The following is a 20,939-nucleotide window of genomic DNA, read 5'->3' on the forward strand; positions in this document are numbered from 1 at the left end:
GCTGCTAGGTTACAGCTTTGATGATGGTGCTCTTGTCCTCGAACTGATGGCCCTGGGATCACACGAAAACTTCTACCGCGATCTAAAGCGGAAGAAATGACGTTGTAACGCTAAGGTAACAGGCGCCGGAGCGCCAGCGGAGGGGACCAAAAGCGGTACGCTTTTGGCATCCGGTTGACCGCCTGGTTATACCTAAACTTCATCCAAAACCGCTTTGCCAAAGGCCTCAACGGCAGCAATCCAATTGACGACTGTTCCGTGGCCAATTGATGTGACCCTATGATTTCCTCTTCCTGCCGCCTCATCATCCTGATCTGCTCGGTGGACTATTTGATGGCGTCTGTCCATGACTGGTTGAATCTGGCCAAAATGGGGTCGTATCTGCTCGACATCAATTTGAACACTTGAAAGAAATGTGGCGACTTCATCTGAATTGTTGTAGTTCGAACGTTCCAAGTATCCATTAACTGATGACTCAATAACTTCGTCTACAGTTTTCCTCGGTGGGCAGATAAAGCTCCCAATGTGAACTTCGTGGCTGGAGCCGACGAGACCAAAGGAATATTCTGCAATACCTGAGCAGACGCAGAAGGGAGCTTCCAGTATGCAATGCTGCGTAGGAGGTCTTCCATTGATGCGTGTAGCATTACAACTGCGGCTCTCAAAACATCAGTCTTTGAATGCCCCCGCCTGCCTGGACCATCTCCCATCAAGTAGTCTTTGTAGAGGTCGGCAAGGTTCTGCACTCGCTCAATATTTTGGTTAAAACGGGACTCGATGGTCGCTTTCATTCTGATCCTTTAGGTATAACGCCGCAAATCACCGGCGCAAAAAAGCAGAGCGAAGCGGCGCTTTTTGGCGTCTGAGTGCATTTGCCTTGTTAGGCCATTTTCGTTCGTTACGTTCAGTCTGTCCGCATGCATTCTTGCTTCCATGGGGAATAAATCACTTCATCGAAATCAGCGAAGCCACCATATGTTTCCATTTCATATCTTGGTTTCTTGAAATCGATATCCAAGACATGTACTGGGTGCCACACGGTATCAATTTTCTCGTAATCACTATTTAACCAAGAAACAACAACGCGTAAACCATCCCTGGATCTCCAGATAGGCAGCAAAACTGACCCTGAGGGCATAAACCATTCTGGGCCAGATATTTTCTTGTAAATAACTGATTGCTTGTCAGCCGAGAAAGTAAAAGTAAATATTGTTCTGTCTTGTTTGAAGGCTTCGCCTTCTTTAACCGTGTACCGCTCACATTGCAGTGTTTTATCTGCAAAGGCATTTGTTGCAAACAGTAATAAGGCTATGAAAAGTGTTCTCATTGTTTGTTCCTTGTGGCCTAACAGGTATTAGACGGCGCGTTCTATGATTGGATCAACGTGCCGGCACGTTTTATTGAAAAATGCTGCTTGCAAAAGCGCTTTCAATCTCTTAATTCTCCATAATTTTAATTAAAATTAGGCTACATATCCAAAATTCGCGCTCCTGCTGCATTTGCCGGAAAGGCCGCTTTGGGTCGATAGCCGCCCTTCGACCAATACAACCCATCGGCCACAGGCTGACGGGCAAGGGGCGAAATTCCCAGTCTCGGGGCACGCTACCGCCGGAAGGCGCACAAGGGGCTGCCATCCTGGCGGTTGCGGGATATCAGCGTCGCCATCCCTGCGAACATCGAATCACTTCACGTTAGCAAAGATTGCTTCGGGTTGTATCACCGCAGCCTGATGAAAAGGTCGTAGGTTTCTGGTGCCAATCGGTGGCCTGCCTAAGCCGCTGGCGGGGTCTCGATGCGAACCCGCAGCGGTCATGGGGAGCTGGCCTGCCTTCACGGCAGGGCCCTGCGTGTCTGCCGGCATCGGGGCCCGGGAAGTGGTCAGTCGAGGCCGTGGCGCGCCCGGAAGGCCTCGACGACAGAGCGCAGCTCGGGGGCGAGTCTGGCCAGGGTCTCCTTGGCGATCGGGGCCGGCACGCCGCCGTGGAAGGCTTCCGCCATGCCGCCGGCCATGCAGGCCAGGGTGTCGGCATCGCCGCCCAGCGAGACGGCGTTGCGGATGGCCTCCTCGACACCGTCCGCCTCCAGGAAGGCGATGATGGCCTGGGGCACCGAGCCCCGGCAGGTCACGTCGAAGCGGTAGCCGGGGCGGATATCGTCGAGGCGCGGCGCGAGGTCGTAGTAGAAGCGCTCCTCGATCTCGGTGAGGATCTCGAGCCGCGAGGCGCCGTGACGGGCCAGGAAGATGACGGCCGCCACGGCTTGGGCGCCACGGATGCCCTCGGGGTGGTCGTGGGTGACCTCGGCGCTGCGTCGGGCCAGCGTCAGCGCCTCGTCCAGGGAGCTGGCCGCGAACCCCACCGGACTGACCCGCATGGCCGAGCCATTGGCGAGGCTGTGATAGGGGCGACGCTCACCGCTTATCGCCCACTGGCGGAAATGGCCACCGAAACCGGCCTCCGGGTAGCGGTGATAGTAGGCGTGGAAGGCCTCGGCGAAGTCGCCTCCCTCGAGCAGCACCTCGGCCACCGCCACGCTCAGCACGGTATCATCGGTGAAGGTGCTCCCGGGCGTGAACAGCGGGAAGTCGCGGGTCTTGGTCCCCGCTTGCTCGTGGACCGAGCCGATGATGTCGCCGGCGATGGCTCCCAGCATGCGTCACCTCCGTCGTCCGGTGCCTCCAATCCCCGCCCTCTCCCGCAGTATAGTCCGGCACGGAGCGGGGGCGCGGCAGGGGCCGGGAAATCAGGGGGTCAGGACATCAGCGCGGGCTCGGCGCCAGCGCTTCGCCGACGGTAATCGTCTGGCCCTCGCCCGCCAGCAGGATGGCGTTCTGGCCGAAGTAGCCGCCGGGGGCCAGGCGGGTGCTCATCTCCACCAGGGTGCGCAGCGGCTCGCCGGGCACGGCGATCTTGCCGGTCGCCTGGTCGACGGTGGTGATCTTGCAGCGCTGGCAGGGCTTGCGCAGCCCCAGCCGGACCGCGCCCTCGTGGAGGGAAAGCTCGCCCCAGCCGTCCTCGGCGAAGGGCTCGTCACCGTCCACGACGATACTGGGCCGGAAGCGCGCCATGGGCACCGGGGCGAGGCCCTTGGCCTGCAGCGTCCGGTTGACCTCGGCCAGCGAGGCCTCGGAGACCACCAGGAAGGGATAGCCATCGGCGAAGGCGGTGTGGGCCAGTTCGCCGGGCGCCAGGAAATGCGTGTCGACCGCACGACGCTGGTCCGGCGCGAAACGCACCAACCGCAGGCCACTGCCCTTGAAGTCGCCCAGCACGGCGCCGAGCCACGCGGCGGCCTCCGCCCCCTCGTCCAGTGCCTGGCACTGGTCGTCCCAGACATACACCGGCAGTCGGGGCTGGTCGTCACGCCGAAGCGAAATGCGCAGCGGCGCCGCCTCGGGGTATTCCAGTATCAGCGCCTCGTCATCCAGGCGCACGACGATCCGCGCCATGTGCGGCAGCTGGCGCTGGGTGACGAAGCGGCCGATGTCGTCGACCACCATCCAGTGGCGGTCATAGGTCAAGCCCCGGGCGCCCAGTTCGGCCTGGCCGAGCGTGATACCGCCCAGCGATTTGACGGGATAGATATGAAGTTCGGTGATCCTCACGGGCGGCTCCTGAGGCGGGAAAGCCCCAAGCCTAGCCCAGCCAGAAAGCGATTACAGCCGGCGGGTCTCGACCACGTAGCCGATGATCGGATAACCCGCCTTGCGGGCGGCCTTCTCGGCTTCCAGCTGAGCCTCGACCTTGGAGATGCTGGAGGAGACGTGCTCGAAGACGCTATCGAGCTCCAGCGGCTTGGTGCGCACCGCCAGCTTCACCAGGTGGCCGGTCTTCGGCGCGCCGGATGGCTTGCTGCGCGTGGCCTTGGGGGCAGGGTTCGCGTCGGCGGGCCATTCGGGGGGCGAGGTCGCCGCCTTGCGACGGGTCTCCTGCTCGTTATCCATGAAGGCGTTGATCTCGCGACGCATCTGCTGCTCGAATTCATTCAGTTCCGTTTCCATCGTGTCTCCGTCAACCACAGGGATGGCGCGAGTGTACCAGAACTCTCGCGGAAGCCATGCCTCCGCCAACACCCGCCCCATGGCGCATGCCGGGTTGGCGGTCCCTCGCCGCCCCCTGTTTCAGGACCCTTTCTCGCGTTCGGTAACCCTCACGACACCTCGAGGGCGACCTTCAGCACGCCGTCACGCTGATGAGAGAAGAGGTCGTAGGCATCGACGATCTTCTCCAGCGGGTAGCGGTGGGTGACCATCGGGCCGAGATCCAGGCGGCCGCTGTCGATGATCTGCATCAGCCGGCGCATGCGCTCCTTGCCGCCGGGGCACAGCGAGGTGACGATGCGATGGTCGCCCAGGCCCGCGCAGAAGGCGTCCAGCGGGATGGTGAGGCTCTCGGAGTAGACCCCGAGGCTCGACAGGGTGCCGCCGGGCTTGATGACACGCAGCGCCTGCTCGAAGGTCTGCTGCAGCCCCAACGCCTCGATGGAGGCATCCACGCCGCGCCCGCCGGTGAGCTTGAGGATCTCGGAAACGACGTCCACCTGGCGGAAGTTGAGGGTCACGTCGGCGCCCATCTTGCGGGCCATCTCGAGGCGCTCATCGACGCCGTCCACGGCGATGATCAGCCCCGCGCCGCGCAGCCGGGCGCCGGCAGTGGCGCACAGGCCGATGGGGCCCTGGGCGAATACCGCCACGCTGTCGCCGATCTTGATGTTGGCGGATTCGGCGCCGGCGAAGCCGGTGGACATGATATCGGGGCACATCAGCACCTGGTCGTCGGTGAGGCCGTCGGGCACCGGCGAGAGGTTGGCCTGGGCATCCGGCACGCACAGGTACTCGGCCTGGGCGCCGTCGATGGTGTTGCCGAAGCGCCAGCCGCCCATGGGCTTGTAGCCGTGGGCGTGGTGGCCGCCATCCTGGGAGCTGCAGCCATCCTGGCAGGCGTAGGAGGTAAAGCTCGGGCAGATCGCCCCAGCGATCACCCGCTGCCCTTCCCGATAGCCCTGAACGTTGGCGCCGAGCTTCTCGATCACCCCCACCGGCTCATGGCCCACGATCAGGCCCGTCTCCACCGGGTACTCGCCCTTGAGGATATGCACGTCGGTGCCGCAGATGGTGGTGGTGGTCACCCGGATCAGGGCATCGTTGGGGCCGATGTCGGGAATCGGGCGGTCGTCGATCTCGATGCGGCCGGGTTCAACGAAGACGGCGGCTTTCATCATGGCGGGCATGACAGACTCCTGGCGCGTGAAGGAAAAGTACCCTTCAGCTATAGCAGGAGTTCTCCGACTCCACCTTTGATCCACATCAACGTCATGCTGCAACGCCGTATTCCGTGCCCCGTGGCATCACGGCTTCCCATGGCCCTTGAGCCGCCGTAACCTTCGGGTTCACCCGAACGCGCTTTCGCTCTCCAAAGGAACTGGAATGTCACCCGCCGATACCCTGCGCCTGCTGCTGCTCTCCTCGTTGTGGGGCCTGTCGTTCATCTTCATGCGGGTGGCGTCACCCGAGTTCGGCCCGGTGCCGCTGGTGCTGGTGCGCATGGGGGTTGGCGCGGCGCTGCTGGTGCCGCTGCTACTCAGCGTTCACTACCTCAGGCTGGTGCGGGAGCATGCGGGCAGGCTCTTGGTGCTGGGATTGATCAACCATGTGCTGCCCTTTTCGCTGCTGGCACTCGCCACTACCCGCCTGGAGGCGGGCTTCACCTCGCTGATCAATGCCACCACGCCGATCTTCACGGCACTGCTCGGGGCGCTGTTCTTCGCCACGCCCATCCAGCGCCAGCAGTACCTGGGACTGGCCATGGCGCTGTTCGGGGTCTATGTGCTCTCGGCCGACCAGCTGGACTTCGCCCTGGGCGGCGATGGCTGGTTCATCCTTGCTGTGCTGGGGGCGACCTTCTGCTACGGGGTGGCCGGCAACTACTCGAAGACCTATCTTACTCACCTGCCGGTGCGGGTGCTGGCCGCCGGCAGCACCACCATGTCGGCGCTGATCCTGCTCGTCCCGGGGCTGATGCTCTGGCCCGCGGAGCCGATCAGTGGCCTGGCCTGGGCCAACGGCCTGGCGCTCGCGGTGCTCAGCACCACGCTGGCCTTCCTGCTCTACTTCGGGCTGATCGCCAGCGCCGGGGCCACGGCCACCTCCACGGTCACCTTCCTGGTGCCGGTCAGCGCTCTGGTCTGGGGCTACCTGCTGCTGGGCGAGCGTCTCAGCCTGCAGATACTGGCCGGCATGGCGATCACCCTGGCCGGCACCGCCATCGCCACCCGCATGATCCGGCGTCGCCGTCGCCGAGTCGCCTAGACTGACCCTGCAGATACCTCGAGCGGGAAACGCCATGGCCCATGCCGAGTTCCGGTTCCATGACCGGCTGAACGATTTCCTGCCGACGGCAGCGTGCGGTAAGCCCCTCTCCCGTGACGTGTCGCGTCGGGCCGCCATCAAGGACGTGATCGAGTCGCTGGGAGTGCCGCATACCGAGGTGGACGTCATCCTGGTCGACGGAGCGCCGGTGGGCTTCGAGCACATCCTCGCCGGCGGTGAGCGGGTGGAGGTCTACCCCTGGACGGCAGCCCCGCCGGCGGCCCGCCACCTGCGCCCTCGCCCACCGGCATGCCCACGCTTCCTGCTGGATGCCCAGCTGGGCAGGCTGGCCCGCTACCTGCGCCTGCTCGGTTTCGACTGCGACTATCGCAACGACATCGGCGACGCCGAACTGGCCGCCCGGGCCGAGGAAACGCAACGCGTGCTACTGACCCGCGACCGCCGGCTGCTCAAGCGCAAGCGCATCCGCCTCGCCCACTACGTGCGCGCCGACGCCCCCTGGCAGCAGGTCGAGGAGGTGTGCCGGGAGTTCGACCTCGTCCCGGCCTTCGCCCCCTTCACCCGCTGCACGCATTGCAATGGACGTCTCGTCTCAGTGGCCAAGGAGGCGGTGATCGACCGGCTCGAGCCACTGACGCGGCAGTACGTGGACGACTTCCTGCAGTGCGAGGCGTGCGGCCGGCTCTATTGGCACGGCAGCCATGTCTCGCGGATGGAGGCGATGGTGGAGCGTCTGCGGCGGCGGGGGCTCAACCGTCGGCGGTCCTGACAGACTCGCGCACCGACTCTCGCACCACCAGGCGGGGAGCGAGCTGCAGTAGCCGCCGCAGGGGCCGGCGATGCTCCAGGCGCTCGATCAGTTGGATGCTCGCCATGGTACCGATTTCGTAGATGGGTTGCTGCACGGTGGTCAGGGCCGGGCTGAGATAGCGGCCCAGCTCGATGTCGTCGTAGCCCACCACGGAGAGGTCATCGGGCAGTGTGAGGCCGTGCTCGCGGGCCGCTCGCATGGCGCCGATGGCCACCAGGTCGTTGAAGGCGAACAGCGCCTGCGGGTAGGGGCGCCGCTTGAGGAGATGCCGCATGGCGTCGTAGCCACCGTCGGCGAGCAGGTTGGTGGCGACGATGCGCGACGCATCCGGCCGGATGCCGGCGGCATCCAGCGCGGCCAGGGCGCCGGCCAGGCGCTCCGCCGACCGGGGATGGGCCACCGGCCCGGTCAGCAGGGCGATGTCCTCGAGCCCCCGCTCCAGCAGGTGGCCGATGGCCAGGCATGCGCCCAGGCGAGAGTCGTCGTTGACCACGGCGATGTCGTCGCCGTCGGGCGGGGCGGCATCCATCAGCACGGTCGGCAGGGGCTGGCGGGCCAGCGCCTCCAGGAAGTCGGGACCGCTGTGGGCGGTCATCACGATCAGGCCGTCGACGCGCTTGTCGCGCAGGGCCTGCAGGTAGGTCAGCTGCCGGGCGTCCGCATCGCCGGTGTTGCACAGCATCAGGCTGTAGCCCTGGGCGAAGCAGTGGTCCTCGACCCCGCGGATGACCTCGGCGAAGAAGGGGTTGTTGGCGGCCGTCACGATCATCCCGATCGTGCGGCTGCGGTTCGACTTCAGGGCCCGGGCGATGCTGTCGGGGCGGTAGCCCAGCTCGGCGATGGCGCGCTGCACCCGATCCTCGGTATCGGGGGCAACGCGCCGCGTGCCGTTGACCACGTGCGACACGGTAGTGACCGAGACGCCCGATTGCCTGGCGACGTCCTTGAGGCGAATCATGGCCCTGTGGGGATTACTCCTGGGTCACCAGCTGGAGGGGGACCGGGACGTTCTCGTCCACGCTCTCGCCCCTGATCAGGCGGTCGGCGGTGATCACCCCGAGCTCGCCGATGCGCGCCGGCTGCTGGGCGATAGTGGCGGCCATCTTGCCGTCGTTGACGGCCTGGATGCCGTCATCGGTGCCGTCGAAGCCGACCAGGACGACATTCTCCAGGCCGCCCGCCTGCAGGGCACGCTGAGCGCCGAGGGCCATCTCGTCGTTCTGGGCAAACACCGCGTCGATGCCCTGGTGGGCCTGCAGCAGGTTCTCCATGACGTTGAGGCCCTCGCTGCGGTTGAAGTTGGCCGGCTGGGTGGCCACCAGCTCGATGCCGTCGACGCCCTCGATGGCAGTCATGAAGCCTTCCCCGCGGTTGCGCGTGGCCGAGGCGCCGGGCACGCCCTCGAGCTGCACGACCTGCCCCTCGCCGCCGAGCTGCTCGATGATGAACTCGCCAGCCAGCTTGCCGCCGGCGACGTTGTCGGAGGCGATGTGTGAGACCACACTGCCGCCGTTGGCGCTGCGGTCCAGGGTGATGACCGGCACGTCCTGGGCGTTGGCGGTCCGCACCCCCGAGGCGACGGCGTCGGAGTCGGTGGGGTTGATCAGCAGCACATCGATGTCACGCGCCAGGGCATCCTCGACGTTGGAGAGCTCGCGCGCGGCGTCGTTGCCCGAATCGAGCACGATCAGCTCGTGGCCGAGCTCCTCCGCCTCGGCCTGGGCGCCCTCCTGGAGGGTCACGAAGAACGGGTTGTTGAGCGTCGAGATGACCAGGGCGATACGGTCGGCCATGGCGCTCTGGGCCGTTCCGAGGCCCACTCCGGCGGCCACGGCGGTGGCCAGGATCAGCTTTTTCATGTGGCAAGGCTCCTGAGGTCTTGTTGTGGATGTCCGGGCCCGGGCCGAGCTCAGGACGAGGACTGCGAGCGGCTGTCGATCAGCACCGCCAGCAGGATGACCGCCCCCTTGGCGATCATCTGGAAGTAGGACGAGACGCCGAGGATGTTCAGGGCATTGTTGAGCACGCCAATGACCAGCGCCCCCACCAGGGTCCCGAAGATGCGGCCGCGCCCGCCCATCAGGCTGGTGCCGCCGATGACCACGGCGGCGATGGCGTCGAGCTCGTATGTCATGCCGGCATTGGGCTGGGCCGACCCGAGGCGGGCCGTCAGCACCACGCCGGCCAGGGCGGCGCAGGCCCCGGCGATGGCGTAGACGCTGACCTTGATGCGGTTGACGTTGATGCCCGACAGCCGGGCGACCTGCTCGTTGCCCCCGACAGCATAGACGTGGCGGCCGAAGCGGGTGTGGTGCAGCACGCTCCAGCACAGCACGAACACGAAGAACATCAGGTAGATGGGAATGGGGATCCCCATCCAGTAGCCGCCGCCAAGCTGCCAGAAGGCGTCGGCAACGTCGCCGCCTCCGATCGAGATCGGTCGGCCATCGGTATAGACAAGGGCCGCGCCCCGGACGACGGTCATGGCGACTAGGGTAACCACGAAGGCCTGGATCCGCCCGAAGGCAACGAAGAGCCCCGACACCATGCCCATCGCCGCCCCGGCGGCGATGGAGCCGGGCACGCTGAGCCAGGGCGCCAGCCCCGAGGCGGTCATCGAGGCGGCGAAGGCCCCGCTCAGCGCCAGCACGGCGCCCACCGACAGGTCGATGCCGGCGGTCAGGATCACGAAGGTCACGCCCATGGCGATGATGGCGTTGATGCTGGTCTGCCGGAGGACGTTGAGCAGGTTGTCCGGGGTCAGGAAGTTGTCGCTCATGGCGGCACTGACCGCGACCAGGAGCATCAGGGCCAGGAAGGCCTTGTTGTCGATCAGCATGCGCATCGCCGATCGGTTCATGGTGATAGCAGTCATGGGGTCAGGTCTCCATCGGCGTGGCGACGTGTGCCGCCGCGGTCATGATCTTTTCCTGGGTGGCGTCGTCACGCTGGAACTCGCCGCTGACGAGCCCGTTGGCGAGCACGAGGATTCGGTCGGACAGGCCGATCAGCTCCGGCATCTCGGAGGAGATCAGCAGGACGCACTTGCCCTCGCGCTTGAGCCGGTTGATCAGCAGGTAGATCTCGCGCTTGGCGCCGACATCGACGCCGCGGGTGGGCTCGTCGAGGATGACGATCTCAGGCTCGGGCATCAGCGCCTTGGCCAGCGAGACCTTCTGCTGGTTGCCGCCGGAGAGGGTCTGGGCGGGCTGGTCGGGGTCGCTCAGCTTGATGCGGAAGGCGTCGATGTAGTGGGTGACGGCCGAGCGCTCGCGGGCGTGGCGGATGAGGCCGAGCGGGCCGCAGAAGGCCGGCAGCGCGGTGAGGGACATGTTATCGGCCACCGAGTGATCGAGCACCAGGCCCGACTGCTTGCGGTCCTCGGGAACATAGACCAGGCCAGCCTTCAGGCCCTGCTGGGGCGAGGTGAACCGCACCTCGCGGCCGTGCACCCTCACTCGACCGGCGTGACGGGGCACGTCGCCGCACAGGGCCCGGCACATCTCGGTGCGCCCGGCGCCCATCAGTCCGCCGAAGCCCAGCACCTCGCCAGCCCGGGCCGAGAAGGAGATGTCCTGGACCCCAGGCGCCACGAGGTTTTCGACCTCGAGCACCACCTCGCCCGCCCGGGGAGGCTCGTAGGGATAGCGGTCGGCCAGCTCCCGCCCGACCATCTGCTGGATCAGCCGGTCCTCGTTGGACTCGGCCGTGGGGCCCTGGTGGACCAGGCGGCCGTCGCGCAGCACGGCCACGTCGTCGCACATGCGAAAGATCTCGGCCAGCCGGTGGGTGATCAGCACCAGCGACTTGCCGGCGGCCCGCAGGCTGGCCACCACCCGCTCGAGAACCGCGGTCTCGACGTCCGTCAGGGCGTCGGTGGGCTCGTCCATGACGATGATCTCGGCGTCCAGGGAGAGCGCCCGGGCGATCTCCACCATCTGCTGCTGGCCGATGCTCAGCCGCGAGACCAGCGTGCGCGGGTCGATGGGCTGCTCCAGTTCCTCCAGCAGCGCGGCCGCCTCGCGGAACAGGCGCCGCCAGTCGATGCTGCCCCAGGCCGTGAGCGGCTCACGGCCGAGGAAGATGTTCTCGCCCGCCGACAGGGTCGGCACCAGGTTGAGCTCCTGGTGGATAATGGCGATGCCCGCATCCATGGCCTGGCGCGGGGTGGCGAAGCGCACCTCGTGTCCGCGCAGGTGGATCACCCCGGCGTCGGCCTGGTGGACGCCGCTCAGCACCTTCATCAGGGTCGACTTGCCGGCCCCGTTCTCCCCGGCCAGCGCCAGCACGTGGCCGGTATGCAGCGCCAGGTCGACGTCCTGCAGCACCGGGACCCCACCGAACGACTTGCCGATCCCCTCCAGCGCCATGAGCGGCGCCGAGGCCCCGGCCTCATGCTGCACGGGGCTCAAAACGGCACCCCGCTGCGCAGCACGACGTTGGCGAAGGGCGTGCACTCGCCGGTGCGGACCACAGCCCGCGCCGAGGGCAGCAGGCGCTTGAAGTCCTCATGGGCGACCCGGGTGCGCCCCAGCGTGACGCCGTCCCGCACCTCCAAGGCCGCGAGCCGCGCCTCGAGCTGCGCGTGCAGGTCGGGACTCGCCTCGAGCATTTCGCTGGCCAGGGTCGCCTCCTCCACGCAGAGCTCGCCGGAGAGAGCGTCGAACACCTCGAGGAAGCCGGGCAGGCCTGGACGCAGCGCCAGGTCGACGCGGGGCACGCCCGGCGGGATCGGCAGCCCGGCATCGGCGATCACGAGGGTGTCGGTGTGGCCAAGTTCGGCGATGAGCTTGGCGAGGGGGGCATTGAGCAGGCCTTGGCGTTTCATGGCACATCCAGGCGTGGTTTCGCAATAATGCGCTTCAGCGTAGGACGCAAACGTTTGCGGACGCGATTATCCATAAGTCTAACCGAGCGCATGACATCCTTGGCACATGGCCATGTCCGTCGCGTTCTTCCAGGGGATGCCAAGCGTCGGCCGGCTCTATTGGCACGGCAGCCATGTGTCGCGAATGCAGAAGCGCGTGGCGCGACTGCGGCTGACGCTGGCACACCCTCCGGGATAAACCTCCCGGCCATACTGACTCGTGGGTTGAACTCTCGCGGTCTCGACCCGAGAGTACCGAGGAGTGAAACGCATGCGGGAACCCCTACCCACTGGCGAACCAGCGGATTGGCCCGGCACTGTTCCCCCCGTTTCCCCATGGGACATTCGGGATTTGCGTTACTGGAATCACGAGGAGGTTTCCCCATGGTGGAGCATCTCGACCCCTATCCCACTCGCCTGACCGAATACCGTGCGCCACTCCCTTGCCGCACGTCCGGGGCTTGGCGAAACCGCCCTCAGGGGGGCAGACTGACGACGTCATACCCCAAACCAAGGAGCCCGCCATGACGATTGCCATCGGCGACCGAATTCCCGACGTGACCCTCAAGACCAACGGCCCGGACGGCCCCCAGGACCTATCCACTGGCGAGCTGTTCGCCGGCCGCAGGGTGGTATTGTTCGCGGTGCCCGGCGCCTTCACTCCCGGTTGTTCCAACACCCATATGCCGGGCTTCGTGGTCAATGCCGACAAGATCCTCGCCAAGGGCGTCGACGCCATCGCCTGCCTGTCGGTCAACGACGCCTTCGTGATGGGTGCCTGGCAGCAGGACCAGAACGCCCAGGCCTTCACCATGCTGGCCGACGGCAACGCCGAGCTGACCCGGGCGCTGGGGCTGGAGAAGGACGCGACCGCCGGCGGCATGGGCATTCGCTCTCAGCGCTTCGCGATGATCGTCGATGACGGCGTGGTGACGTCACTGGGCATCGACGAGAAGGGCGTCGACAAGAGCAGTGCCGAGACGGTGCTGGCCCAGCTGTAGGCCTTGGCCACCCGACACGTCAGGCCTCCATGAGCCTTTCCCCTTAATATCAATACCCCCTTCGAGCGCCTGGAGAGGGTGACGGTGATCACCCGCCGGACGCAGCGCGGCCGTGGCATCCATGCCACGGCCGCGCTGTTTCTGCTTGCCAAGTTGATGACGGCTCAGAAGTTCGGCTTGCGCTTCTCGACGAAGGCGCTCATGCCCTCGGTCTGCTCGTCGCCGGCGAAGCAGAAGGCGAACAGGGCATTCTCCAGCGCCAGGGCGCTGTCCAGGTCCTGGTCCATGCCGTCGTGGATCGCCTGCTTGGCGGCGCGCACCGACCGCGGACCATTGCCGCCGATCTGCTTGGTGAGCTCATCGACGTAGCCCTCGAGCTCGGCCTGGGGCATCACGCGGTTGACCAGACCGATGCGCAGCGCCTCGGCAGCGTCGATCTTGCGCCCGGTGGTGCACAGGTCGATGGCCATGGCCGGGCTGACCCGACGCGGCAGGCGCTGGGTGCCGCCGAAGCCGGGGATCACGCCGAGCAGCACCTCGGGCTGACCGAAGATGGCGTTGTCGCTGGCCACCGCCCAGTCGCAGGCCAGCGCCAGCTCGCAGCCCCCGCCCAGGCAGAAGCCGTTGACCAGCGCCACGGTGGGCACTGGCAGGGTCTCCAGACGCTTGAAGGTCGCCAGCGCCTGACGGGCGAAGTCGCGGGCTTGCTCGGGTGTCTTCTCGCGCATCTCGGCGATATCGGCACCGGCCACGAAGGACTTCTCGCCGGCGCCAGTGATCAACACGGCACGCAGGTCGTCGCGGGCCTCGAGCTCGGCCAGCACGCGCTCCAGCTCGACCAGCACGTCGCTGTTCAGGGCATTCAGCGCCTTGGGACGGCTGATGGTCAGGCGCACGATGCCGGCGTTTTCTACAACTTCAATCGGGGACTCGCTCATTTGGGGGCTCCTGGCGTTGTTCTTGAAGGGTAGACCGCCCAACCCTAGCGAACGCTTGGTTGGGCGGCAATCCCCTCTTCGGCGTATCAACGAGAAGGAAGCATTCGATTCACGCCACGAGCGAAGATAGGCTGGTTGCCGCCGGACCGCAGCTCCCGGAGTGTAGCCTGCTACATGAGGAGAGCGACGGTCCGACGCTTCGGGACCGCCGGCGGCCAGGATATCGAGCGCAGTAGTGAATCGTCGCTTCCTAGTAGACGTGGAAGCCGCGGCCACTCTTCCGCCCCAGGTAGCCGGCGGCCACCATGCGCTTGAGCAGCGGGCAGGGGCGGTACTTGGGATCGCCGAAGCCATCCTGCAGCACCTCCATGATCGCCAGGCAGACATCCAGGCCGATCAGGTCACCCAGCGCCAGCGGGCCCATCGGATGGGCGGCGCCCAACTTCATGGCCTCGTCCACCGCCTCGGGGGTGGCAGCGCCCTCCTGCACCAGGAAGGCCGCCTCGTTGATCATCGGCACCAGCAGGCGGTTGACCGCGAAGCCGGGCGAGTCGCCCACCGGCACCGGCGTCTTGCCGAGGTCGGCAGCCAGTTGCTCGATGCGCGACACGGTAGCGTCGGACGTCTGCTCGGCGCGAATCACCTCGACCAGCTTGAGCACCGGCACCGGGTTGAAGAAGTGCATGCCCACCACCCGCTCGGGGCGCTCGCAGACGGCGGCGAGCCGCGTCAGCGACAGCGAGGAGGTGTTGGAGGCCAGTATCGCCTCGTGGCTCAGGCGGCTCAGGTCGCGGAACAGCTTCTCCTTGAGCGCCGGCTGCTCGGGGGCGGCCTCGATGATCACCTCGCAGTCACGCAGGGCGTCCAACGCCGTCGTGGTATCCAGGCGCGCCAGGGCAGCCTCCCGGTCGGCATCACTGAGCTTCTCCTTGGCCACCAGCTTGCCCAGGCCCTTGTCGATGGCCGCCCGGGCACGCCCGAGCTGCTCGTCGGCCACATCGTAGAGCTTGACGGCGAAGCCGCTGGTGGCCAGGACCTGGGCGATGCCCTGGCCCATGGTGCCGGCGCCGACCACGCCGATCGGTTGATCACTCATTGCACTCTCCTGATGATTTGTCTTGATCTGCCATGGACTGTCGCTCGAAGCTTTTTCCGGCGACAAGCCTGAAGAGGGCCTTGACCCCGAAGAGGGCCTCAGTGCTCCGCCAGACCCATCGCGATGCAAGCATCGCTCCCACAAACCCCTGCGCCTCTGCCCATGTCATAGCCGGCCAAGGCCATCGCAATGGGAGCATCGTTCCTACTTGCGCGCTTCTTCGCGCAGCACGAACTTCTGGATCTTGCCGGTGGAGGTCTTGGGCAGCTCGCTGAAGATCACCGCCTTCGGCGCCTTGAAGTGCGCCAGGTGCGCCCGGCAGTGGTCGATGATCTCCTGCTCGGTGACCTCGCCATAGCCGACCTTGAGCTTGACGAAGGCACAAGGAATCTCGCCCCACTTCTCGTCGGGCTTGGCCACCACCGCGGCCTCCTCCACCGCTGGGTGCGAATAGATGGTGTCCTCCACCTCGATGGTGGAGATGTTCTCGCCGCCGGAAATGATGATGTCCTTGGAGCGGTCCTTGATCTCGAGGTAGCCGTCGGCATGCCACACGGCGAGGTCGCCGGTATGGTACCAGCCGCCCTCCAGGGCCTGCTCGGTGGCCGCCTCGTTCTTCAGATAGCCCTTCATCACGTTGTTGCCACGCATCAGGATCTCGCCGAGGGTCTGGCCGTCCTTGGGCACCGGCTCCAGGGTGTTGGGGTCGGCCACGCAGAGCGCCTCCAGCATGGGGTAGCGAACCCCCTGACGGGACTTGATCCTGGCCCGCTCTTCCATCGGCAGCTCATCCCAGGCCTCACGCCAGGCACAGGAGGTCACCGGGCCGTAGACCTCGGTGAGGCCGTAGACGTGGGTCACGTCGATGCCGAGCTTCTCCACGCCGGCGATCACCGAGGCGGGTGGCGCCGCCCCCGCGGTGGTGACCTTGACCGGGTGGTCGAAGGCGCGCTTATCCTCCGCGGGCAGGTTGACCAGGCCGTTGAGCACGATGGGCGCGCCGCTGAAATGGCTCACCTGCTCGTCAGCGATCAGGTCCATCACCTTCTTCGCCTCCACCTTGCGCAGGCAGACGTTGGTGCCGGCGGCGGCGGCGATGGTCCAGGGGAAGCACCAGCCGTTGCAGTGGAACATCGGCAGGGTCCAGAGGTAGACCGGATGGTGGGGCATCGCCCACACCAGGATATTGCTGGTGGCATTCAGATAGGCGCCGCGATGGTGATAGACCACGCCCTTGGGCTTGCCGGTGGTTCCGGAGGTGTAGTTGAGCGAAATCGCCTGCCACTCGTCCTCGGGCAGCCGATAGGGATAGGCGGGATCGCCCTCCGCCAGCAGCGCCTCGTACTCGAGATCACCAATGGCTCGACCATCGGGCACGAACTGCGCGTCCGCCACGTCGATGATCAAGGGTTTGTTCTCGAGCTTGGCCACCGCGGCCTCGATGACATCGCTGAACTCGGGGTCGACGAGGATTGCGCTGGCCTCGCCGTGCTCGAGCATGTAGGCGATGGCCTCGGCGTCCAGGCGGATGTTCAGGGTGTTGAGCACGCAGCCGGCCAGGGGCACCCCGAAGTGAGCCTCGAACATCGCCGGCACGTTAGGCAGCATGGCGGCCACCGTCTCGCCGGGCCGGATACCGCGCTGCTCCAGCGCCGAGGCGAGCCGCCGGCAGCGCTCCCAGGTGGTGCCCCAATCGCGGCGGGTCTCGCCGTGGACCACCGCGGGATAATCCGGATAGACCGAGGCGGTACGCTCGATGAAGGTCAGTGGCGAGAGCGCCACGAAGTTGGCGGGGGTCCTGGGGAGGCCCTGCTCGAAGATGCTCTGGCTCATGGTTGACTCCGTAGCGTGGTCTGAAAAGCACGCCGCCGGCGCGAGGCCGGCGGCGGGAAGATCACTGGGTGGCCGCGTCGAAGGCGGCGAGACTCGCCATGCCGGCCTCGATCACCGCCCGCTGGGCGCGGCCCACCGGTAGCCATTGGCGAATAGCGTAGTCGGCGCTCTGGCATTTGGCCCGATAGAACGGGTCGTCGCTACCAGCGGCCTGGGCGGCGCTAGCCGCCAGCGCCGCCCGGCCCATCTGCCAGGCGCACAGCACGTGGCCAGCCAGCGACAGGAAAGGGGTAGCATAGGCCTGGACGGCATCGGCGCCGCGCTCGGGGTCGGCGCCCGCCTCAAGCACTCGCGACATGGCGGCGCGCAGGTCCGCGGCGCCCGCGGCCAGGCTCTCGCCCAGCGCGGCCAGCTCGGCGTTCTCCTCGAGCGTCGCGGCGGTGGCCTCAACGTCGTCGATCAGGCTGGCCAGCGCCGCGCCGCCATTGCGCTGCAGCTTGCGGCCGGCCAGGTCCAGGGCCTGGATGCCGTTGGTGCCCTCGTAAATGGGGGCGATGCGGGCGTCGCGCAGCAGCTGGGCGGCGCCGGTCTCCTCGATGTAGCCCATGCCGCCGTGCACCTGCACGCCCAGCGAGGCGATCTCCACGGCCTGGTCGGTGGAGAAGGCCTTGACCACCGGGATCAGCACGTCGACCCGCGCCTGGGCGGCGGCGCGCTCGCTCTCGTCGGCGGCGTGGCGGGCCACATCGAGCAGGGAGGCGCAATAGAGCGCCAGGACGCGCAGGGCGTCGGTACGGGCGCGCATGGAGAGCAGCATGCGCCGCACGTCGAGGTGATCGCTGATGGGGCAGTCGCTGCGGCCGGAGCGCGGGCTGCGGCCCTGGGTCCGGTCCAGGGCGTAGGCGAAGGCGTGCTGACAGGCCCGCTCGGCCACGCCGATGCCCTGGATTCCCACCTTGTGGCGCGCCTCGTTCATCATGGTGAACATGTGGTTGAGGCCGCGGCCCTCCTCGCCCACCCGATAGCCGATGGCGCCGTCGTTCTCGCCGAAGCTCAGGGTGCAGGTGGGCGAGCCGTGGATGCCCAGCTTGTGCTCGATGGAAGCGCAGGTGACGTCGTTGCGCTCGCCCAGGGTGCCATCGGCGTTGACCAGGGGCTCAGACACCAAGTACTTCGGCACCAGGAACAGCGAGATCCCCTTGTTGCCTTCCGGGGCATCGGGCTTGCGCGCCAATACCAGGTGGATGATGTTCTCGGCGGCGTCGTGCTCGCCCCAGGTGATATAGATCTTCTGGCCGAAGAGCCGGTAGCTGCCGTCCTCCTGGGGCACGGCACGGGTGCGCACCTTGGAGAGATCCGAGCCCGCCTGGGGCTCGGTGAGGTTCATGGTGCCGGTCCAGCTGCCATCCACCAGCTTCGGCAGGTAAATGGCCTGCTGCGCCTCGCTGCCGTGGTGGGCCAGGGCCTCGATGGCCCCGGCGGTGAGCATCGGGCACAGGCCCAGCGCCATGTTGGCGCCGTGGAGCATCTCCTGGACAGCGCTGGCCACCACCTCGGGCAGGCCCTGGCCGCCCAGCGCCTCACTGACGCCGATGCCGTTCCAGCCGCCCTCGGCGTAGGCGCGATAGGCCTCGATAAAGCCGTCGGGAACGGTCACGCCGCTGTCGTCGCGGCGGATGCAGCCCTGGCGGTCACCGCTGGCGTTGAGCGGCGCCCACATCTCGCCGGCCAGCCTGGCAGCCTCCTCCAGCACGGCCTCCACCAGGTCAGGGCTGGCCTCCTCGAAGCCAGGCAGGGCGAGCGAGCCGTGCTCGAGCATCTCCTCCAGCACGAAGCGGACGTCGCGGACGGGGGCGGCATAGGGGGCCATGGGTCACCTCGGGGAAAATGATAACGGCGATAGTAGATTCACTACTTTTCGCTGGCTATTATCCCAAAGTCTTAGTCTCCTCAGGCTCGTCGAAGTAGGCGATACGGGCCTCGTCGCGCGGTGGTGGCCCCACCAGCGGCTCGGCCACCTCCACCTCGGACACGGCCCCGGAGAGGTCCTCCACGTGCTCGTGCTCCAGGGCCCCCTGGACCCATTCCTCGGTGACGGCGAGCTCGGCGCCTGCCGCCGACATCGGCGTACTGGCATGGAAGGGCGCCACCGGCAACGGTGCCGGACGCACGCTGCGCCGCCAAACGAAGAAGGCCACCAGGAAGACACCGACGGCACCGAAAGCCCAGAACAGGCCGGCATCGCCCAGCACGCCCATCACCGGCGAGATCAGCGGTGGGCTGAGCGCCGAACCGATGGCGTTGATCAGCAGCAGGCCCTGGCTCATGCGCACCAGGGCACCGGCCGGGGCACGGTCGGCGGCATGGCCCACCGCCACCGGATACAGCGAGAAGACGCCTCCGCCGAGCAGGAACAGCAGCCCGGCCAGGAGCCACGAATTCATCGGCAGCCACAGCACCGCCGCGGAGATCAGCGTGCAGAAGGCCCCGATCAGGATGAGTACCTGCTGGCGATCATGGCGGTCCGACCAGCGCCCCACCGGATACTGCAGCAGCATGGCACCGAGCACCACCACCGCCATCATCTGCCCGATCCGGTCGACCGAAAGGCCGGTGCGCTGGAGGTAGAGCGGCAGCAGGGAATAGACGGCCGCGACCAGCAACCCCGAGCCGAAACTGCCCATCACCCCGGTAGGGGTCAGGGTGATCAGGCGCAGCGGCGAGAGCGGCTCGGCCTTCTCGATCAGCGGCGAGACCCGCGGGATCATCGCCATGGGCAGCACCGAGAGCGAGGCCAGCATGCCGATCACCATGAACGACGCCGCCCCGCCCATGGCCTCGGTGACGCCGAGCAGCAGCTGACCGAGCACGCCGGCGGCATAGAGCGAGATCATGTAGAGCGCCAGCAGCCGGCCGCGCACCCTGGCATCGCCAGAGGCCAGCAGCCAGCTCTCGATCACCAGGTAGACGCCCACCGTGGCCCAGCCGCCGACCAGGCGCAGGGCGAACCAGGCCCAGGGCTCGGCCACCAGCCCCTGCAGCAGCACCGTCACCGCTACCAGCGAGGCGAAGCTGCCGTAGGCGCGGATATGGCCGATGCGCAGCAGCAGGCGGTCGTTGAGCATGGCGCCCACCGCCAGGCCGATGAAGTAGGCCGAGGAGACCCAGCCGATCACCACCGGCGACTCGCCGGCAGCGTCCAGGCGCAGGGTGATCACCGTGGCCAAAAAGCCATTGCCGATCCCGAGGATGAAGAGCCCCAGCAGGGGGGCCAGGGCCATGGCCAGCAATTGCCGTGACATGAAGGGCCTCACAGCAGCAGGTGATAAGGGAGAAGCGTGGCAGAGAGTGCCGTGGAGCGCCTGCTCGCGGCATCGTGAGCGCGCGAATCATACTCCCGGCCGACGGCGAGTCAATCGATTTATCGACGCTGCAGCAGTGCCACGTCCGCCGCAGAAAACTCGACCCGCATGTCCAGGTGGCCGGCCAGCCACACGAAGGTCGCCTCGCTGAAGAAGGCAACATGGGTGGGATCGAGGATGTAGTGCCAGCGCGTGAAGGCCTGGTGGTCGGTGACGCGCTTGGTCATCAGCCCCAGCCAGCCGCCGGACGGAAGCATATCGGTCAGTCTCGCCAGTTCCCGACCGGGCTCGAACAGATGCTCGACCACCTCGGTGGCGGTGATAAAATCGTATTCGCCTACCAGCACGCTGGCATCCGGCGCGTAGAAGGGGTCATAGATTGCCATGGGGTGCCCCGCCTCCTCGAACATCACCGACAGGGTCGGCCCGGGGCCGGCACCGAAGTCGAGCCCTCGGGCGCCGGGCGGCAGCCGCTCGCGTAGCGGGTCGAAGAGCCGTGACAGGAAGCGGCGATAGCCGGGGTCGTCCGGGGCGTTCTGGTGCCGGTCGTAGACCGCCCGCTCCGCTGCCGGTCCGAGCCGCTGGTCGGGAGGCACGAACACCAGCGCACAGTGCCGACAGCGGTGGTAGTCGCGCCGGCCATCACGATGAAAGTACCCGGTGTCGGTGGACGTACATAGCGGACAAGTCAGCATCATCGTAT

General features: G+C 66.5%; 21 protein-coding genes. 5 read left to right on the forward strand and 16 right to left on the reverse strand.

What is annotated here, in order from left to right:
• Both OP498_RS11925 and OP498_RS11930 read left to right on the forward strand, forming a co-directional pair.
• Positions 1–100, forward strand: a 100-nt coding sequence (locus OP498_RS11925; protein ID WP_280553731.1) for a type II toxin-antitoxin system RelE/ParE family toxin, incomplete at its 5' end; no start/stop codon positions are given.
• 580 nt (positions 101–680) lie between these two features.
• Positions 681–866, forward strand: coding sequence for a hypothetical protein (locus OP498_RS11930; RefSeq protein ID WP_280553672.1), 186 nt, complete (start codon positions 681–683; stop codon positions 864–866).
• Positions 867–904: 38 nt separating this feature from the next.
• Here the strand turns inward: OP498_RS11930 and OP498_RS11935 are convergent, their stop codons facing one another.
• The 5 genes from OP498_RS11935 to OP498_RS11955 form a co-directional block, all read right to left on the reverse strand.
• The gene (locus OP498_RS11935) at positions 905–1,327 is read right to left on the reverse strand and encodes a hypothetical protein (protein WP_280553673.1); all 423 of its coding nucleotides are present in this window, start codon (positions 1,325–1,327) and stop codon (positions 905–907) included.
• A gap of 551 nt (positions 1,328–1,878) precedes the next feature.
• Positions 1,879–2,652, reverse strand: a complete 774-nt coding sequence (locus tag OP498_RS11940) for an ADP-ribosylglycohydrolase family protein (RefSeq protein WP_280547317.1) — start codon at positions 2,650–2,652, stop codon at positions 1,879–1,881.
• A gap of 106 nt (positions 2,653–2,758) precedes the next feature.
• The gene (locus tag OP498_RS11945; RefSeq protein WP_280553674.1) at positions 2,759–3,604 is read right to left on the reverse strand and encodes an MOSC N-terminal beta barrel domain-containing protein; all 846 of its coding nucleotides are present in this window, start codon (positions 3,602–3,604) and stop codon (positions 2,759–2,761) included.
• Positions 3,605–3,655: 51 nt separating this feature from the next.
• Positions 3,656–4,000, reverse strand: coding sequence for a hypothetical protein (locus tag OP498_RS11950; protein ID WP_280547319.1), 345 nt, complete (start codon positions 3,998–4,000; stop codon positions 3,656–3,658).
• A 149-nt stretch (positions 4,001–4,149) separates the two neighbouring features.
• Complete coding sequence (locus OP498_RS11955) at positions 4,150–5,229, reverse strand: NAD(P)-dependent alcohol dehydrogenase (protein ID WP_280547320.1); 1,080 nt, start codon at positions 5,227–5,229, stop codon at positions 4,150–4,152.
• A 196-nt stretch (positions 5,230–5,425) separates the two neighbouring features.
• Here OP498_RS11955 and OP498_RS11960 point away from each other — a divergent pair, with 196 nt between their 5' ends.
• Complete coding sequence (locus OP498_RS11960) at positions 5,426–6,307, forward strand: DMT family transporter (protein ID WP_280553675.1); 882 nt, start codon at positions 5,426–5,428, stop codon at positions 6,305–6,307.
• A 34-nt stretch (positions 6,308–6,341) separates the two neighbouring features.
• Positions 6,342–7,097, forward strand: coding sequence for a Mut7-C RNAse domain-containing protein (locus OP498_RS11965; RefSeq protein WP_280553676.1), 756 nt, complete (start codon positions 6,342–6,344; stop codon positions 7,095–7,097).
• Here the strand turns inward: OP498_RS11965 and OP498_RS11970 are convergent.
• Genes OP498_RS11970 through rbsD form a run of 5 tightly spaced genes read right to left on the reverse strand, consistent with a single transcriptional unit; the run spans position 7,078 to position 11,967 of the window.
• On the reverse strand, positions 7,078–8,097 hold the full coding sequence (locus tag OP498_RS11970) for a substrate-binding domain-containing protein (RefSeq protein ID WP_280553677.1): 1,020 nt from the start codon (positions 8,095–8,097) through the stop codon (positions 7,078–7,080). The two genes, OP498_RS11965 and OP498_RS11970, sit on opposite strands and share 20 nt — an antisense overlap.
• A gap of 13 nt (positions 8,098–8,110) precedes the next feature.
• Positions 8,111–8,998 (reverse strand): ribose ABC transporter substrate-binding protein RbsB, encoded by an 888-nt coding sequence (gene rbsB / locus OP498_RS11975; protein ID WP_280553679.1) that lies wholly within the window; start codon positions 8,996–8,998, stop codon positions 8,111–8,113.
• Between the two features lie 50 nt (positions 8,999–9,048).
• Positions 9,049–10,014 (reverse strand): ribose ABC transporter permease, encoded by a 966-nt coding sequence (rbsC, locus tag OP498_RS11980; protein WP_133635279.1) that lies wholly within the window; start codon positions 10,012–10,014, stop codon positions 9,049–9,051.
• Positions 10,015–10,018: 4 nt separating this feature from the next.
• Positions 10,019–11,542, reverse strand: coding sequence for a sugar ABC transporter ATP-binding protein (locus tag OP498_RS11985; protein ID WP_280553732.1), 1,524 nt, complete (start codon positions 11,540–11,542; stop codon positions 10,019–10,021).
• Between the two features lie 5 nt (positions 11,543–11,547).
• Positions 11,548–11,967, reverse strand: coding sequence for a D-ribose pyranase (gene rbsD, locus OP498_RS11990; protein ID WP_280553680.1), 420 nt, complete (start codon positions 11,965–11,967; stop codon positions 11,548–11,550).
• 563 nt (positions 11,968–12,530) lie between these two features.
• Here rbsD and OP498_RS11995 point away from each other — a divergent pair.
• Entirely contained in the window at positions 12,531–13,007 is a 477-nt protein-coding gene (locus OP498_RS11995; RefSeq protein WP_280547322.1) for a peroxiredoxin, read from the forward strand.
• 164 nt (positions 13,008–13,171) lie between these two features.
• Here the strand turns inward: OP498_RS11995 and OP498_RS12000 are convergent, their stop codons facing one another.
• The 6 genes from OP498_RS12000 to OP498_RS12025 form a co-directional block, all read right to left on the reverse strand.
• Positions 13,172–13,945, reverse strand: a complete 774-nt coding sequence (locus OP498_RS12000) for an enoyl-CoA hydratase-related protein (protein ID WP_280553682.1) — start codon at positions 13,943–13,945, stop codon at positions 13,172–13,174.
• 250 nt (positions 13,946–14,195) lie between these two features.
• Positions 14,196–15,041, reverse strand: a complete 846-nt coding sequence (locus OP498_RS12005; protein WP_280553684.1) for a 3-hydroxybutyryl-CoA dehydrogenase — start codon at positions 15,039–15,041, stop codon at positions 14,196–14,198.
• A 204-nt stretch (positions 15,042–15,245) separates the two neighbouring features.
• A complete protein-coding gene (locus OP498_RS12010) occupies positions 15,246–16,874 on the reverse strand; it encodes an acyl-CoA synthetase (RefSeq protein ID WP_280547325.1) in 1,629 nt (542 codons plus the stop codon).
• A gap of 61 nt (positions 16,875–16,935) precedes the next feature.
• Entirely contained in the window at positions 16,936–18,744 is a 1,809-nt protein-coding gene (locus tag OP498_RS12015) for an acyl-CoA dehydrogenase (RefSeq protein ID WP_280553685.1), read from the reverse strand.
• Positions 18,745–18,802: 58 nt separating this feature from the next.
• Positions 18,803–20,176 carry an MFS transporter gene (locus tag OP498_RS12020; protein ID WP_280547328.1) on the reverse strand — a complete coding sequence of 458 codons (1,374 nt, stop codon included), beginning with the start codon at positions 20,174–20,176 and terminating at the stop codon, positions 18,803–18,805.
• A gap of 119 nt (positions 20,177–20,295) precedes the next feature.
• Positions 20,296–20,934: a class I SAM-dependent methyltransferase gene (locus OP498_RS12025; protein WP_280547329.1), complete on the reverse strand. Its 639-nt coding sequence runs from the start codon at positions 20,932–20,934 to the stop codon at positions 20,296–20,298.
• Between the last annotated feature and the right edge of the window lie 5 nt (positions 20,935–20,939).

This window comes from Halomonas sp. 25-S5 (assembly GCF_029889845.1).
Taxonomy (GTDB): domain Bacteria; phylum Pseudomonadota; class Gammaproteobacteria; order Pseudomonadales; family Halomonadaceae; genus Halomonas.